General features: G+C 58.6%; 11 protein-coding genes. 1 reads left to right on the top strand and 10 read right to left on the bottom strand.

Features of this window, described 5'->3' with window-relative positions:
• Positions 1 to 84: 84 nt before the first annotated feature.
• From RTCK_RS08095 to RTCK_RS08140, 10 genes are all read right to left on the bottom strand, one after another.
• The gene (locus RTCK_RS08095) at positions 85 to 2,256 is read right to left on the bottom strand and encodes a putative bifunctional diguanylate cyclase/phosphodiesterase (RefSeq protein WP_142592442.1); all 2,172 of its coding nucleotides are present in this window, start codon (positions 2,254 to 2,256) and stop codon (positions 85 to 87) included.
• Between the two features lie 581 nt (positions 2,257 to 2,837).
• Positions 2,838 to 3,905 (bottom strand): DUF2218 domain-containing protein, encoded by a 1,068-nt coding sequence (locus RTCK_RS08100; RefSeq protein WP_142592443.1) that lies wholly within the window; start codon positions 3,903 to 3,905, stop codon positions 2,838 to 2,840.
• Between the two features lie 50 nt (positions 3,906 to 3,955).
• Positions 3,956 to 5,197 (bottom strand): MFS transporter, encoded by a 1,242-nt coding sequence (locus RTCK_RS08105; RefSeq protein WP_235988617.1) that lies wholly within the window; start codon positions 5,195 to 5,197, stop codon positions 3,956 to 3,958.
• A gap of 29 nt (positions 5,198 to 5,226) precedes the next feature.
• Positions 5,227 to 7,311 (bottom strand): TonB-dependent siderophore receptor, encoded by a 2,085-nt coding sequence (locus RTCK_RS08110; RefSeq protein ID WP_142592445.1) that lies wholly within the window; start codon positions 7,309 to 7,311, stop codon positions 5,227 to 5,229.
• A gap of 475 nt (positions 7,312 to 7,786) precedes the next feature.
• Positions 7,787 to 9,040, bottom strand: a complete 1,254-nt coding sequence (locus RTCK_RS08115; RefSeq protein WP_142592653.1) for a type II toxin-antitoxin system HipA family toxin — start codon at positions 9,038 to 9,040, stop codon at positions 7,787 to 7,789.
• Complete coding sequence (locus RTCK_RS08120) at positions 9,033 to 9,347, bottom strand: helix-turn-helix domain-containing protein (RefSeq protein ID WP_142523219.1); 315 nt, start codon at positions 9,345 to 9,347, stop codon at positions 9,033 to 9,035. The genes RTCK_RS08115 and RTCK_RS08120 overlap by 8 nt, the downstream gene beginning before the upstream one ends.
• Positions 9,348 to 9,788: 441 nt before the next feature.
• Positions 9,789 to 13,052: an error-prone DNA polymerase gene (locus RTCK_RS08125; protein WP_142592654.1), complete on the bottom strand. Its 3,264-nt coding sequence runs from the start codon at positions 13,050 to 13,052 to the stop codon at positions 9,789 to 9,791.
• On the bottom strand, positions 13,052 to 14,566 hold the full coding sequence (locus RTCK_RS08130; protein WP_142592446.1) for a Y-family DNA polymerase: 1,515 nt from the start codon (positions 14,564 to 14,566) through the stop codon (positions 13,052 to 13,054). The genes RTCK_RS08125 and RTCK_RS08130 overlap by 1 nt, the downstream gene beginning before the upstream one ends.
• Positions 14,487 to 15,248 (bottom strand): ImuA family protein, encoded by a 762-nt coding sequence (locus RTCK_RS08135; RefSeq protein WP_142523216.1) that lies wholly within the window; start codon positions 15,246 to 15,248, stop codon positions 14,487 to 14,489. The genes RTCK_RS08130 and RTCK_RS08135 overlap by 80 nt, the downstream gene beginning before the upstream one ends.
• A 237-nt stretch (positions 15,249 to 15,485) precedes the next feature.
• The gene (locus tag RTCK_RS08140) at positions 15,486 to 15,662 is read right to left on the bottom strand and encodes a hypothetical protein (protein ID WP_142523215.1); all 177 of its coding nucleotides are present in this window, start codon (positions 15,660 to 15,662) and stop codon (positions 15,486 to 15,488) included.
• 198 nt (positions 15,663 to 15,860) lie between these two features.
• Between RTCK_RS08140 and ku the strand changes: the two genes are divergently transcribed.
• On the top strand, positions 15,861 to 16,757 hold the full coding sequence (gene ku, locus RTCK_RS08145) for a non-homologous end joining protein Ku (RefSeq protein WP_142592447.1): 897 nt from the start codon (positions 15,861 to 15,863) through the stop codon (positions 16,755 to 16,757).
• Positions 16,758 to 16,768 lie beyond the last annotated feature (11 nt).

Consider the following 16,768-nt stretch of genomic DNA (forward strand, 5'->3'; position numbering starts at 1 on the left):
GTCCTGCCCCGATCGTCCAAAGTCGACCCGAGGCGCCCCTTCTTTCTATCAAGGAGCATCCGAGTCGGACCGGGTGGAGCTTGATCAAAGGCACTCACGTTCACGCGGCCGATCTAACATCGCGTGAAGCTCAACCCGTGATATCGGCCTGGATAGGAGAAACCCTTGAAGAGCGTCGCACCCAAGCGATTGAAGAACCATTTTCTGCTCAAGGGTCTCCACACCTTCGGCTGTCGTCTGAAGGCCTTTCGCGCGGGCCATAGAGATTATCGCCTGAACGACAGCCGAACTGTCCCCGGGGCTCAAGGCGTCGATGAAGGACTTATCAATCTTGATGCGGTCGACGTGCAGGTTCTGCAGACGACCGAAAGACGAGTATCCGGCGCCGAAATCGTCGAGGGCAAAGCTTACGCCCGCCGCCCTCAAGGTAGCTATGGCCACGGCAGCTTGGCTTTTTTCTTCAAGCTGAAGGCTCTCGGTAATCTCAATCTCTAGCCTATCTGGATCGACACCAAATTTTGCCAGCGTCGATAGAACGTGCAGGGGGTAAGCGTCTGAAGATAGCTCTAGAGGTGATGCATTTATCGAAATCGTGAGATCCTGGTAAGGCCCAAGCGCCTCACACGCCTGTTCAAGCACGATGCGGCCGAGCTCACTAATGATGCCAAGCTCTTCTGCCAAGGGAACGAATACATCTGGTGAGATCACTCCCTGCTTTGGATGCCGCCACCTCGCCAGGGCTTCGACACCATTGAGAGCTCCCGTGTCGGCAGCGTAAACTGGCTGGTAGACAGTCTCGATCTGCACCTTCTTATCAATGGCGGCTCTAAGCTCTCGCTCCATCTTTCGACGCCCCTGAAGCAGGTCATCCATGTGCTTACCAAAGATTGCAAAGCGGCCACGGCCCGCAGCTTTTGCATGATAAAGAGCAATATCTGCCTTTCGACTTGCCTCCGGGAATTCCGTGGCGTCATCGCATACTGCGACCCCGACGCTCGCGCCTATTTTCACTCGATTACCTTGAAGTTCGAAAGGTTCACTGAGATCGCGGATCACCTGCTCCGCAGCACCGGCCGCCCGTTCCCCGGTGGCACCGGGCAAAAGTGCCGTGAACTCGTCGCCACCAATCCTGCCTATGACGGCGCCAGGAAGAGCATGACGCAGTCTAACGGCGACTGCGGTGATCAACTCATCCCCGACCGGATGTCCGAACGTATCATTCACCTCTTTGAAGCGATCGAGGTCAATGAACAGAATTGAGGAGGGTTCGTCCGGATTCGATGCGTCAAGCTCGGCAATCGCAGCGTCACTGAAACCGACACGGTTGAGCAGGCCTGTAAGAGGGTCATGATGCGCAAGGTGACGTAGCTGTGCGTGGCTTGCTTCCAGACGAACGGAACGGCGCTGCAGAACTAAGCTAAAAACGCCAAGAGAGACGAAGACGCCTACGATTGCGATGCCTGTTGAGGGAAGAGTCGCATAGAAGACGCTTCTACCAGGTTGAAATGGCGTCCAGAGGAAGTAGCCGATGACGTTTCCGTTGCGGGAGTGCAGTTCCGCCGCTGCATACTCTCCATCCTCCGGCGGCTGCCAAGAGAAGTGCAGGTGATCGAGTTGGTATTCCTTTGCAGTGACATCTGTGAAGCTGCCGTCGAGAAAACGAAACGCGACATGGATGTGCTCTTGGCCAGGCTCCTGCTCTATGTCGCCAGTGTCCGAAACGATTGGCTTAGCGCTTACTACTGCCGGCCGGCCTTCCAGGATGATCAGGTCACTTTCCCCAATGGTGAGAACTTGATCAGTGACCCCGGTCTCGTCGCCTGAGGTTAGTCGTTCTCTCAGTCGGGCGACTTGAGGCTGATAAGCCTGACGCAGCTTATTTAGGGACAGGCCGTCACCACCGGCAATGAAGTGATAGATCGGCTGGTTTTCCGAATCGATCACGACCAGCGCGTCATGTTGGAAGTACGAGTTCATCCAGCTACCGAGGTTGACCTCCATCCATTCATGGTCCGCTTCCCTTGTTTTAACGACGGCGTCATCCCAAACCGTTGCACTCTCCTGATCATGCGCAATGCCGATCTGGAGCTTAGACACGATTAACCTGACGAGGTTCTGTTGCCGATCTACAGCCAAAATATCATTTTCGACGGCAGACCACCGCAAGCTCACGATCACGAGGCAGGCTGCGGAAGCTGTGATGATAAGGGGAAGAGCGAAAGCGAGAAGAAATCGGGATTTGAATACTTTAACCATACCTGAGCCACATCAGCTTGAATTAGCCTACCCTAATTCAGAGAGCTTAATGCTCTCGATGCAGCCATGGTCTTCAAAGGGTTAATCTCGCTCCAGGCCTCCCGGAAGGAGCTCAAAGCTTGCGGTGGTGGTGACCTTATCCCCTGGCTGGGCTCCTGTATATCAGGGAGGTGGATGTTCTACCGGATTGGCAAAGCCGCGGTCCTGGGCGAAGCCTGATCATGACCTTGATCGATGCAGGTCGCCGCAGGCGACCTGCAGGTGTGACATCGACCATGGATCGGTTTGCACTTTCAACGCGCCGTTCTATGAGAAGCTGATTCAGGGTTGTGGAAGATGATGCCCTTCCTCAGCATCTAAGGAGCAGCCTTGAACGACAAGTGGCAAGTGATTCACTTTCGCCGAGGAGCCATGGCTCTGCTATTACCGGTTTGCTTATTATGTTCGGTGACCGGCGCACGGCACACGGGTATCTCATTTTGTTTACAGCCCTAAGCGTCAAGGTGTCGAGGGAAAGGCCTACGCCTAGCCTACCTCTGCAAAAGCCCTGAAGCCGGAGTAGATGCATCCCACAGCTTCTGTCAGTGAGAGGCTTTGCCGCGTTCCCAATACCAAGCTACGCACTGGCTCTTGCGGTCTTGGCCTCGTTCCCTGAGATAGGAGCGTATAGCACGTGCGTCGGTCTTCTCGCACGCTACCCAGGTGTAGGTTCCAGGTGTACTTGTGGCGATCGCCGACTTGACCGTGCGCTGGAACCTGTCACATTCCTCTTCGAGGTAGGTCTTACGGTGCAGCCAGCGGACCTCGATTGCAGCCTTGCTTGGTAGTGACTGCTCCTCGTCCTCGTCTTCAACCTCGATGATTGCCTTTATGCAGCATTCAGCAGGAGCTTCGGCGGCGATGCGTGCAATCGCCGGAAGAGCAGTCTCGTCACCAGCGAGAAGCAGGTTGTCGGCCTTCGGAAGGCTTCCGCCGGGCCCGATCAAAGCTATCCTGTCTCCAGGCTGTGCGTCACGAGCAAAATCAGCACCGGGAGTCCTCACTCCTGGAGCGGGATGCTGGAGGAAGTCCATCCACAATTCCCGGCGTTCGGGATCAACCGCGCGGATGGTGTACACGCGTGCCGTTATCTCGTCCTCACCCTTGGGCCATGCTATGCGCCCATCATCGCCGAGACCTGGCCAAACTGGCGATCTTCCTTTTGGCGGAACAAGGACGCGAACATGAACATCACCACCGATGAACGGTGTGATGTCCTGACAAGCGACTTTAACCCGGCGCATACGTGGCGTCACGTCTTCAGCCGAAACGACGGTAGCCTCATGCAAATTCGGCAGCCTCGAAACCTCTGCCGCATTCACCCAGGAAAGCTCGAACGGCTCCTCATTGGCAAAGTAGAAGAGGTGCTCCGCAATCATGTTGCGGGTCAGATGCAGCGCCTCCTCCGATGGGCAAGCCAACTCAATCAACAGCCGCTGATCAGCAAGCTTGATCTCGGCTGTTCCGGTGTCGTTCTTGAGGAATACTGAGTTTTCCGTTCGTTGCACGTCAGAGTGCTCCACGAAATGCTCGCAGATTTCGTCAAGCATAGACCGCGGGTCCATCGGCACGGCAACGCCGGAAAGCCTGTACGTTTGCATTGTATCCATCAGTGATTTCCTGAAGCGCCTCAAAGTAACGAGCGTCTTTGCGCTTTGTGCTAGCTGAACGTTGATCTTACAGATTCAGGTGGTGCATGAGTGTCATTCGCGGCACCCAAGCCAGGCGTCTCTCGCTTCGCTACACTCGCAATCAAAGGCACTGCGCCCAATGCCAGGGCGGCGGCTGCAGTAAAGAAGATACCGTAGCCGAACGCTTCGGCGATCTGTCCTGCTATCACACCGCCTGCAATGCTCACCGCGGCATCGGCGCACTGGAACAGCGTGAAGTCGACACCGGCCTGGCGGGGATCGGACAGGCGCATGAATTGCGCATAGAGGGCGACGAATCCGAAGGCCATTACACCGGAGCTGCTGGCAACCGCGACAGTCATGATGACTGAGACAGGGAATGCTCCTGTTATGCGGGATGCTGCAAGAAGCGCCAGCAATGACGCCTGCAGTATCAGCGCCAGGATCAGCACGGGCTTCGTACCCCATGCTCTGACGCATGCCCCTCCGATCAGCGCTGCAGCAGAACCGATTATGAGGCTTCCGGTACCATTGAGGATACCGATCGTGGCCAGATCGACACCTGCATCAACAAGGAACGGGCCGATCATCCCAAGCGAGACTTTGAGAGCGACAACGAAGATGGCGGCCGCGAAGAGACCCTGTCGCAAACGGGGCCGCCGTAGCGCGTGAAGAAGTGACGGCACGTGCTCCCGTGTCCCTTCCTTTGGTGCCCTGGCTGCGACAAGGAGAAAAGGTAGCCCGAGAAGGAAAAGAGCTGCTGCCATTGACCAGGTGGCAATCTGCCAGTCGGAAGTGCCTATCAGGTAGAGGAAAAGTCCGCCTCCTAAGGCAGAGCCCAGATACGCGCCGCCGACCTGCGCCGCGTTCGCCCAACCATGCTGGCTGGTTGCCAGACTTTGCACCGCAAATCCATCACAAGCGATATCGACTGTTGATGCCGCAAAAGCGACAACTGTAAGAATCGCGAACAGCGGCATCCACCTGGTAGGCTCAAAGGCGCCTGCAAGGATCAACCCGAAGATTGATATGAGACCACCAATCAGGACGATTGTGCCGGAGCGATTGCGACCTCTCGTCGGTAGACGGTAGCGCTCGACCATCGGCGACCAAAGGAATTTGAGAACCCAAGGCAAGGCGATGAGCGAGACCAGCCCGATCCGGTCAAGGGGAACACCAGCCTCGCGCATGACGGCAGGCAGACCCGTCCATGTAATGCCGCCGATGATGCTCTGGGCGACATAGAGGCCCGTGATGCCTGTAAGAAGCATCGCAGGACCTTCTGGTTTCGTCGCCTGCATCAGAAACGATACCGCAGGCTACCGTAAACAGTCCGGCCTTCGTCCCAGTAGCAGTTGCCCGAGGTGCAGATTGCCTCCTGTCTATTAAATACATTCTTCGCATTCACCTGCAATGAGAGGCCTTGCAAGTCGGGATTGCGATAACCGAAATCGTAGGAGACGGCGGCGTCAACAAGAGTTCTGGAGCCGCTCTTGAACGTGTTCGCGTCATCTCCATAGCTTTCGCCAACGTAGCGAACACCTGCGCCGATCCCAAGTCCTGAAAGCGGGCCGCTTTCGATGAGATAGTGGCCCCAGAGGGATGCGACATGGTTGGGCGCGCCTGAGAGTTCATTACCCACCGTCCCAGGAAGACCTTCTTCGATCGTCATCTGCATATAGGTATAGGAGGCAATCAGGCTGAAGCCATTATCGAGGGATGCATTTGCTTCCAGCTCAATGCCTCGAGAATGAAGATCGAGTTGCCGCTGAACCTGATTACCCGCAGAATCGAAAGTGCCATCGAAAACCACGCCGTCTGTCTGATCGATGTCGAAATAGGCGGCACTGACCACGAGGTTGGTATCGGGAATTTCATACCTCACCCCAACTTCGATTTGATCGGCGCTCGTTGGCTCAGCGACTGACCTGGCTCCGCTGGCGTCATAGACGAAGCCGAGGTTAGGCGAGAAGGAGGTTGCGTAGCTGGCATAGGGGTTGATCCCGTTATCGAACTCATAGGAGAGCCCTGCTCGCCACGAGAATGCTCGATCCACAGAATCTGTTGGTGTCCCGCTGGCCGGGACGCTGTCGGAGAATGCCCAGTCTTGGCGTCCGGTCAGAAAAACAGTCCAGCGATCCCATTCGATCTGGTCATGCAGGTACAGGCCATACTGGTCCATCTCCTGCTCACCTGCAGAGGCGAAAGACTGTAAGGGGACGTCCGCGATGGACGTAGTCGGTGCGCGTGATCTCGCCGAATAGTCCCACCAATTGTAATTGAAGCCGATAATGGCCGTGTGAGCCAACGGCCCCGTATCGAATTCAAACTGAGCCATGTTGTCGGCGGAGAACGCCGAGACTTTTTCTTTGTAATGGTACCAGGATGTTCCGCGATCGCTGTATTTCAGGTCTGCATCAACTTCGTGATAGCGAACGTTCTGGCGCAAGGTGACCACGTCGTTCAGCCTGTGTTCGAACTCGTATCCAATCCGGCCTTGGGTGGTGGTAAAGTCATTCCAATCAGGATCACCGGTATAGATGTCCGAAATCTCCCCGGGCGCAGGGTTGACGTAGTAGGCCGTCGCACCAACTACCGATCGTGAATACTCACTGAGGAGGGTGAAGCTCGTGTCCTCGTCTGGCTTCCAAGTGAAGGCTGGGGCTAAGTAGAAGGTATCGTCCGGATAGCCTTCTATGTGCGTATCGCTCTTACGTCCCACCGCTGTGAACCGGTAAAGCAGGCTGCCGTCCTCGTTGACCGGGCCTGAAAGATCGGCTGCAGCTTGATAACGATTGTCTTGCCCTAAGAGCAGCTCGACTTCGCGGAACGTTTCGTCTTTTGGTCGCTTGGTGACCATGTTCACAATTCCGCCGGGGCCGCTTACTCCGTAAAGTGAAGAAGCAGGGCCTTTCAGGACGGTTACACCCTCCAAGCCGTAAGGCTCCGTGCGGAACCATGCTGAAGGCCCGTTAAACTGCTTCAGTCCATCGCGGAAGGTCCCAGTATAGTAAGCAGGAAAGCCCCTTAGGTAGAAGGCATCATAGCGGCTGTCGAAACCGAAATTGTTCGGATTGGCACCCGCAGTATAGGTCAACGCTTCGTTGAGGGTCCTTGGTTTCTGATCTTCGATTTGATCCTGTGTGACTACCGACACCGATTGTGGCACTCGGATGAGAGGCGTGTCCGTCTTCGTCCCGATGCGATCACTCTTGGCAACATAACCCTCCTGAACCAAGATAGCGTCGCTCTCAGCCTCGAGGACGATAGTCTCTAGTTCCGTCTGGGAATCCTGCGCTATACCAAGTCCGGCCTGCAATGCGAGTGATGCTCCTGTCATAAGCGCAAGCTTCTGACGCCGAAGTGCGGAATTGATCGTTACCATTGGGAGCCCCGTTAAAAATCTCGGGGGCAGTTTTCAAAGATGATCCGATTAGTCAAGTAATGACGCTCCGCAATCGGCGCGTCTGACCTCAGTGTCACCAACAGGGCACAGTTTTCCATCTAACCGTGGCAGGCGAGTTCGCAAATCTCACGGCTGGGCATTGACCGCTTCTCAGCGGGCGCGACAGCAGCCTCAGAGGCCGAAATGGAGGCACGACCGGACTATCCGCTTCCGGGTCTATCCCCAAGAAAGCGGAAATTGTAGTTGCAGATCTATGCTATCCAGCCCCCTCGTGCCGTGGTAAATATTCTTGGGCGCGCAAGACGCACACGAATGCGTCCCTGACCCCCAAATCTCAGAAGACGCATGCGCTATTGGCGATGCTCGCTCTGTCTCGGCGGGGCTCGCGGTCCCGGATCTGGTTGCGCGACAAGCTCTGGAGCGACCAGTCCAATCATTCCAGATTAAGGTCGACCTATTCCGCGCAGGTGCCAAGAACGAGCGCCATCAGCCTCATATGGGTATCCATCCGCTCGAGAACCTTCACAGGAACAGCTTCTCGCTCCGGCAGTGACCACCAAAACTGATTGACGCGTTCAACGGTCTCGATCACTGCCCTGAGTACGGCCGCCTCTGGCAAGCGTGCACGATTCGCGAAGGCTTTCCATCGTTGCGCGTTCAGCGCTTTGAAGGACCGCTCGCCTGCGAGCGAAAGGGCCATAGCATCCGCCGGGATGTAGGGGATCGTCGAGAGCACATCGTAGACGGGAGCGAGCTGAGGTGTGTCGCCCGCTCCTCGGTAGATGAGTGACCAGTTCTTCAGGTGCATGTCGCCATTGCCAGTCATGGCCGCCAGAGCCAGTCGGCGGACAAATTCGAGCGCGGCGGCGGATGAGACAGCAACATTTAGCGCCGCCGCGATATCGTGATAGGCGGCCCCTTCGTACTTCCGCGACGGGTAGACCCCGAAGACCTGCGCGAAATCTTCGATATGGATCCGCTTACCGCCAGGATCGCGATCGAAGCGTTTGACGAGCAAGACTTTTCCGTCCGACAGCGTCTCGAACTCCTCCGGAATACCCTCGAACTCTGATTGCTCAACGAGTTCCCGTTCCGGCACCTCCATGCCGATCGCTTCGGCGAGAGCGAGATTGGCATATTCGTTTTCAGACACACCGGGAAACGAGGTCGATGGAAATTTGGCGATGTACGCACCCTGTTCGTCACCGAGCGGCAGGGTCAGCCCGGCACCCTTCCCCGTGTTCTTGATGACCGAGAGCTTCATCTGAACGCCAGCAAGCGAAAACCGCGCCTTCGGCTTGGAATCAGACAGATTGTCAAAACGAGCAACCGTTCCGTCACTTGGCACGACGCGGACTGCACCCGGCAGATCCGATCCCAATGTGACGAGCAGGTCGAAATCATTTCCCGCGCGAACGCTATCCGCGTGATGTTTCTCCATTGCCTCGCGCAGCTTGTCTTCGGGAAGCAGATTGGCAAAGAATGCTGGCAAGGCCCTGGCAACGGGTTTCGGGTCCTTGCGCAAGCTGCCGGTGGCTGCGCGGAAAGACAGGCTGAGCACGGGAAAGCCGCCGGTCGCGCGATAACTATCTTCGAAGCTGAAGGCGTTGAAGTCGCCGGGCGTTCGGACGATCGTACCGACCTTCACTTCGTTCAGCAGCACTTCGAGCGACGAGATTGATCTCGGATCGGGAGTGACCTCAAACATTCTCATCACCGTCCGGATGAGCAATAAAGGCGGGGAGATCGTCGAGATCGTCATGCGGCCGCAGCAGCGCGTCGACGGCCGGAACCATCGCCTGCGGTACGAACATTAACTCTAGCCCCAGTGCCCGGGCGATGTTGATCAGCGTCGTCGTGCGAGCGGCACTGCTCCCAGCTTCTATCTCGCGATAGCGAGGGCGGGATATGCCCGCCATGGCGGCAACCTGCTCCTGTGTCAGTTGCTTGCCTTTGCGAGCAGCCTTTAGCAATTGCCCGATTTCCAGCAGGGCATCTGACTCAGACCTTGCCATACTATCTACCCGACAACTCTCCGTGAAGTATGGGTGATCTATCGCAAATTTGCCGTCACCCAGTCAAGGCAAGATACGGATAGGGATCATTGGCGGCATTTTGATCTGTCTACGTATCATCAGGTTATCTAAGTGCCCACGATCACGCTCCGGCCTTCGCCGCAGACCACGAGGTCAAGAAGGTGAATAAGGATTCGGAAGGGCGCGCAGTGAAGCTCGAGTCCGCCAACCTGAAGATCGTTCCCGGCGCGGCGGCGTGACCTTCATCGATTTCGACAAGAGCACAATTGCGAAGGTGAATTGGCCGCAGCTCCAAGGGAAGCACGATCCTCTATTTGTTTCACTTGCGCATCGGTCTGATCCAGTGCGCCTTCGGCGGCCTTCGTCGAGGCGCACTGGCAGACGCCATATTGGGTGGATCTGCAATCTCGGCGCCGGAGCTTACTGAAATTTCCGACTCTTGATCCTCAGCGTATCGATATGCAGATCCGGGACGAACATATCCCTCGCCCGAACCCCCGGAGGCGCCTTTTCGCGCGAATCCGGACTTCCGGGCGAACCATGGGCGAACTCGTCGCCACGGCCGGTCGGCGGCCAGAATGCTCCATCTCGTTCGGCAAGCCCAGACAGATCGGCCGAGAGATCGAACAGCTGCTGGGCGACCAGATGAACGACCTCGCCTTCCCGCTGGATCCTGCCGTTGATCGCCATCATGCTGGCACCCAGTACCACCCGGCGTGATCGCTCGAAGAGCTTTGGCCAGACGACGACGTTGGCAATGCCAGTTTCGTCCTCGATGGTGATGAACATCACCCCCTTCGCTGATCCTGGCCGTTGACGGACCAGCACCAAGCCGGCCGCCATCAGCCACTGACCGTCTCGCGCGCTCATCGCCTCAGCACAGGTGACGATCCGGCGCATGGTGAGGTCAGCCCTCAGGAACCGCAAAGGGTGATGCCGGAGCGTCAACCCGGTGTGACTGTAATCCTCAACGACGTTGTGGCCCTCCGTCATCTGGTACAGCGCGACTTCCGGCTCCAGCTGCTCGGCGATTTCCCTTGCCTCGCGTTTCGCGGCAGCAGTGAAGAGCGGCAGCGGCTCGTCGCGTAGGGCCTTGATCGCCCAGAGCGCATCGCGCCGCTCAAGCCGCAATGACGGCAGGAAGGCATCGGCTTCGGCGAGTTCGACGAGCGAGGCGACCGGAACACCGGACCGCCGCCACACATCGTCCACCGACGTGAACGGTTCGTCAGCGCGGGCGGCGACAATGCGCGCCGCTTCAGCGGTCGCCAATCCACGCACCAGCCGCATACCGAGACGCACAGCATGACGGTTCGTGCCCTCGAGCGGCTCAAGGGTGCAGTCCCACCGCGAGCGATTGATGCAGACGGGCCGCACTTCAACACCGTGCTCGCGAGCATCCCGGACAATCTGGGCGGGCGCATAAAAACCCATGGGCTGTGAGTTGAGAAGCGCCGCACAGAAGACGTCCGGAAAATGGCATTTTACGTAATTCGAGGCATAGGCGATCAGCGCGAAGGAGGCGGCATGGCTTTCGGGGAAGCCGTAAGAGCCGAAGCCTTCGAGTTGGGAAAATGTCTTCTCGGCGAATTCCGGCGAATAGCCGTTCTTGATCATGCCGGAGACGAGCTTGTCTTTGAACTTCGATACGCCGCCAGTGAACTTGAAGGTCGCCATGGATTTCCGTAGCTGGTCGGCCTCACCGCCCGTGAACCCCGCACAGACCATCGCCACCTTCATGGCCGATTCCTGAAACAGCGGCACGCCTAGCGTCTTGTGGAGAACCGCCTCCAGTTCGGGCGTCGGATATTCGACCTTCTCCTTGCCTTCGCGGCGGCGCAAATAGGGGTGGACCATGTCACCCTGGATCGGCCCGGGGCGGACGATCGCCACCTGAATGACGAGGTCGTAGAAGGTGTTCGGCTTCATGCGCGGCAGCATCGACATCTGGGCGCGGGATTCGATCTGGAATGTCCCGAGCGTGTCGGCTTTGCGGATCATCGCATAGGTCCTCGGGTCCTCCTGCGGGATGGTGGCAAGGTCGAGATCCTGATGCTTATGTTCGCCGATCAGCGCGAAGGCCTTGGCCATGCAAGTCAGCATGCCGAGTGCCAGCACGTCGACCTTCATCATTTTAAGTGCTTCGACGTCATCCTTATCCCATTCGATCACTTGGCGGTCGGCCATTGCGGCCGGTTCGATCGGCACGAGATGATCCAACCGGTCGTGCGTCAGGACGAAGCCGCCCGGGTGCTGACCGAGATGCCGCGGCGCGCCCATCAACTGCTGAGCAAGCTTCAAGGTCAAAGCGAGACGGCGGTCCTGCGGATTGAGACCAAGATCGCGCACCTGCCGCTCCCCAACCGTCTCCGACCACGACCAGAGGCCGGAAGAGAGCGACTTGATCAGATCTTCCGGAAGACCGAGCGCCTTGCCGACATCGCGAATGGCGCCCTTTGCGCGATAGCGCGTGACGGTTGAGCATAGTGCCGCCTTGTCATGGCCATAAGTCTTGTAGATCCACTGGATCACCTCCTCGCGCCGCTCGTGTTCGAAATCGACGTCGATGTCGGGCGGCTCGTCGCGCTCCTGGGAGACGAACCGTTCGAACAACAGGTCATTGGTTTCGGGATCGATGGAGGTGATGCCGAGCACATAGCAGACAGCGGAATTGGCGGCAGATCCCCTGCCCTGGCAAAGAATGCCTCGCGATCGAGCGTAGCGGACAATTGAGAAGACCGTCAGAAAATAGGGTGCGTATTTCATCGTCTCGATCAGGTCCAGCTCGTGGCGGATGGTCTTCTCGACATGTGTCGGCAGCCCTTCCGGATAGCGCGTCTTGACACCTTCCCAGGTATAGTGCTCCAGCGACTGCTGTGCGGTCATGCAGGGAAGCAGCGCTTCCTCCGGATACTGATAGACGAGCTCTTCCAGCGAGAACCGGCAGCGCTCGACGATCTCCGTCGTGCGCGCCAGTGCCTCCCGATAGTGGGGAAAGAGACGCGCCATTTCCTTCGGTGGCTTGAGAAAGCGATCAGCGTGACGCTCGCGTTCGAAGCCGACATCATCGATGGTGGTGCCGGTGCGGATGCAGGTGAGGACGTCCTGCAGCTGCCGCCGCTCGGGCTCATGAAACAGCACGTCATTGGTGACGACGGTCTTCACTCGATGCGTTGCCGCCATGTTAGAGATCTCATGCAGCCGCAGAGGATCGTTCGGCCGCCGGCGCAGGCAGAGCGAGACATAAGCGCGATCGCCAAAGATCTCCGCCATTTTTCGGAGCTGCACCGCGCAGGTCTCGTCGGCCAAGTCCGGCACGAGGACGCCGATCAGGCCCTCTGAATAAAGCGCCAGGTCATCGAGATGCAGGATGCAATTTGCCTTCCCGCCCCTGCCCTTGCCCAAGGTCAGAAGCCGCGTCAGTCGCGAATAGGCGGCGCGATCGGTGGGATAGACGAGGATCGACATGCCGTCCTGAAGATCGAGCCGGCAGCCGACGACCAGCCGCAAGCCAGTGGCGCGCGACGCTTCAAGGGCGCGGACGATACCGGCGAGGCTGTTACGGTCGACAATACCGAGCGCCTCAATGCCCATGAGCTTAGCGGTCGCAAACAGTTCCTCGGCCGAGCTTGCGCCCCTCAGGAACGAAAAATGCGTAGTGACCTGCAGTTCCGCATAGCGCATCAGGCAAACACCCCGTGCAGGAACCATTTGTGCGATCCAGTCTCCGCGTCGACGCCGTCGCCTGACCGGAAGACCCAGAAGCGCTCGCCGGCATCATCCTCGACAACGAAGTAATCGCGAACGGCGATCCATTCGCAGCTTCGTTGCCACCATTCCCCAAAAATTCGTTCCGGTCCGTCGGCACGCTTCACCCGGCGCCGCTTGCCACGCCAGGTGAAGGAGACCGGCGGATGGTCAGGCATAAGCGCTATGACCTCGATCGCTTCCGGACGTGCCAAAAGCCGGGATGGCCTCGGCCAATGGAGTGGCCAATTGGCCCCGACTTCCTCGGCCGTTGGCGCAATCCGCTGCACGCTGCGCTCCGGAACGTCGCTGGCCACCGGTGCGACACGGAAAATGCGTTGGCCGCCACGATTGCCAAGCACGTCGATGAGCGGCGTCACATCGGTTGCCTGCTCTTCGATCAGCGATGACGCCGATTGTATGTCCACGAGTGGCTCTACGAGAGTGGCGGCCAGGCTGAGCTTTTCGATGCCGAACCCGGGTTCGATCCTCTCGATGCGATCGCGGAAGAGCTTTGTCAGCCAGACGACGTCGCGGGCGGGCTTGGCCGTCCCTGCCCTCAGCGCCTGAATGGTGTTGTCGACGCGGTGGACGATAAGGTCGGCGCGCCGGGCGCCCAGCCCACGCTTCTCGAGCTCCAGACAGAGCTTGCGTACAAGGCGGCCGACGTATTTCTCGATAGTTTCCGGTGCGCCGATCGGTTCGGCGAATAATTTTCGGACCTCGACAAGCTGCGAGGGCCGGATCGGATCGATCGGTTCGGCAAGCTGGCCGAACATCTGGTCGAGACGCCGTCCGACCTCCGGCCCGAAGCGTAGCGTCAGTGGCGCGCGCGGCGTGGTGGCAAGATCGCCGACGGTGGCAAAGCCAAGAGTGTGAAGGCTTTTAACGATGTCGGCCGGCAGGCGCAGCGACGGCAGTGGCAGCCGGCTGACGACATTCGCGGTCTCGCCGGGCGGAACGATGATCGTCTCGCAATCAATGGACCGGGCAAGCGCGTGGGCCGCACCCCAGGTGTCTGCAATCGCCGCTCGTGCGGCGAGACCCCGCCCGCGGAAACGATTGACAAGGCCGGAGAGCATCAGCGCCTCACCTCCCTGTAGATGGTCGGCGCCTTCCGTGTCCATGACAATGCCGTCGGGAGGATCCATGGCGACGACGGGAGAATATTGCGACAAAGCCCAGAGCGTCAGCCGTTGAAGTGCCGCGATGTCGGCCGAAGGATCGGCATCGATCATCACCAGCCCCTGGAACAGCGCCTGCGCTTTGGCTGCCGGCATACCGACACGAAGGCCGAGCTTGAGCGCTGCCCGATCGGCTGCCGTGATCCATCGCTTCGAGCCACTCCTGGCTATCACCACGACAGGCGTGTCAGGAGAGAGCGAAGGATCGGCTCGCCTGATCCTGTCGGTCGGCAGTGTCGGAAGAAAGACAGATACGACCCTTGCCATCACATGCTCCGATAATAAACTCTCCTCCCTCGCCTGCTCGGACCCGCATCAGTTCCGCCAGCCAGCGCGCCCGGCCGACACCGGGGACGGGAAGTGGCTCGGACGGCAGCACGGAAATTCGCCACCTGGTGGCCGCCGCCGTCGGCATACCGAAGTCGGAGGCTTCGGTTTGACGTCGCCAGCGACGGATCACCAGACCCATTGTGCCGGACTGTTCCGCCGCAAGCTGCAGCCGACGCGAGGCGGTCATCGGCAGGCGCACCAGTTCGGCGACGACCGCACCAAGGCCGCCATACCGCAGAGCTTCCTCGAAGCTCGCCAACACCGTCTCTTCCTTGTCGCACTCAACGAAGATGACGCGGTCCGGATGAAGCCCGACCTGAGCAAGTGCCGGAAAGAAGAGGTCGAAGCGGGTGAGACACCAGATCACCTTTCCAGTGGTGCGGGCAGCGATGCCGCCGATGAAGAGGGCCGCAGCCGCCCCATCGATCGCGCCATTGCCACCGCCTGCGACCTCATGCAGCGCGCCGTAGGCGAGCCCCCCTCCCGGCAGCCGCGCATCGATCTCTCCAACACCGAACGGCAGGACAGTGCGTATGCGCGAGCCTGTCCCTTCCAAGCTGGCGATTTTCTCGCGCAACTCGTTGAGGACGGTATTCGAGCTGGCTGCGGCTATAGTCATGGTCTCCTTACGGCTACCCGTTTCGGCTTGAGAAGCAGGAATATGTTCTGTATTTGTTCTCAAACCGAAACCGAGTCAATGCGCACCTGGCGCGCTCAAGTTGAGCCCGGGTGCGGCTCCGAGGATTCCGTGAAGGGATTCAAATCGATGGGTAGATAGGAATTTTTCGCAAGCCGCCGACAAAGCGGCCAACGATCTGCGGCCGTTTACGGGTTTGTAGAGGCAAGTCTTCCGAGGTCAGTGCTTGCGATCGCCCTTGTCGCCCTCGCCAGGTTTGGCGCCGTGTTTTGCCTCATGGCGCCTATCTGCCGAGAGCGAGCGCGAGACGTCGACGCTTTCCTTAAATCTGCCTTGCTTGTCGCGACGGACATAGCGTTTGTCGGTGCCGGTATCGATCAGTTCACGCTTGCTCATTGCAAAACTCCTTAGAAGTTGTTCCACCAGAAAACGCGCGCCGACGCTAAAAGATGCATGGAATCAAAAGTCTAAGCCAGACTCGCAATACGTGCAGCCGAGCCGCGCTAAGTCATTGAAAAATGATTCATTTCGACCCGGAACGATTCGCCACCGAATCACTTGAATCGCTTGAGTTGCGTCCGGAGTGTCGGTGTCATGGCGGGTCCCAGAGCCAATTGGAAGGGGTATATCAAGTTCGGAGAGGTCTCCTGTCCGGTGGCTCTCTATACGGCTGCTTCCTCGTCCGAGCGCATCGCCTTCAATACGCTCAACCGCAAGACCGGCAACCGGGTCAAGCGCGAGTTCATCGACGGCGAAACAGGCGATCCGGTGGAGCGCGATGATCAGGTAAAAGGCTACGAGGTTGAGAATGGTCAATATATCGTGCTCGAGCCGGATGAGGTCGCCGCAGCCACCCCGCAGAGCGACAAGACGCTGAGGATCGAAGCCTTCGTTCCCTGTTCGCAAATCGACACCACCTATTTCGACAAGCCCTACTATCTGGCCCCCGACAAGATGGGCACGGACGCCTTCCTGCTCCTGCGCGACGCCATGAAGAAGGAGAAGGTCGCCGCAATCGCCCGCACCGTCCTTTTCCGGCGGATGCGCACTGTCCTTATTCGGGCGCATGGCAAAGGCCTGATCGCCTCGACGCTGAACTTCGACTACGAGGTCCGCTCTTCGGAAAAGGCGTTCGAGGATATGCCGGATCTGAAGATCGAGGGAGAGATGCTTGAGCTGGCCGAACACATCATCGGCACGAAGAAGGGCAGTTTCGATGCCAGCACCTTCGACGACCGGTATGAGGCGGCCGTCGCGGAGTTGGTAAAAGCCAAGATTGAGGGCCGGGCGCTGCCGAAGAAGAAAGCTCCGGTCGCATCCAAGCCCGGCGATCTCCTGCAGGCTCTGCGAGAAAGCGCCGGCATCGGCGCCAAAGAAACAAAGCCGAAACGCACCGCCTCCAATGCCAACCGCGGCGCTGGCCGCGTGAAGGCCGCAAAACCTGCGGCCAAATCGAAGCAGGCCCCGGCGCCAGCCCGGAAAGTCGGCTGATCGGAGGTCAC

It is taken from the genome of Pseudorhizobium endolithicum (assembly GCF_902153245.2).
Classification (GTDB): domain Bacteria; phylum Pseudomonadota; class Alphaproteobacteria; order Rhizobiales; family Rhizobiaceae; genus Neorhizobium; species Neorhizobium endolithicum.